Source organism: Gilvimarinus sp. 1_MG-2023, from assembly GCF_030548285.1.
On record NZ_JAUOSC010000420.1, the window covers coordinates 1 to 354 of the forward strand.

The 354-nt window shown below is 55.1% G+C and carries 1 protein-coding gene; it reads right to left on the reverse strand.

The genetic code is table 11. From position 1 onward, the window contains the following. Nucleotides 1–340 (reverse strand): hypothetical protein (locus Q4563_RS17445; protein ID WP_303605396.1); only part of this gene is annotated, 340 nt, incomplete at its 3' end. Nucleotides 341–354: the final 14 nt, after the last annotated feature.

Genomic DNA, 354 nt, shown 5'->3' on the forward strand with positions numbered 1-354 from the left:
GGCTGATTGAGTGGCTTTGCTGTTGCATGCTGCGCCAGCCGATGTTGGTAGTGGATGGGTTGAGCTGAAGTCGGTAATCACTGTTTCCTGAGGTGGATGAGTAGCGGTAGTCCAGGTCGTGAGGGCGGTCGTAGTTGGTCTGGGTTGACGCTATTTGCCAGTATAGATCGGTGGCAGAGGTCAATTGATGACGGCCGTATAGTTGGCGCTGTAACAGGCTGCGTTCAGTCCAGTTGATCAGGGCGCGGCGGTAGGCTGTGTTGCTGGGTATGTCGTTTTCGCTCTTCCCTTGGGTTTCGATCAGTTCGGCCCTGTGGGTGCTTTGGTGGAGCCAAAGCACATTGAATCCGAGGT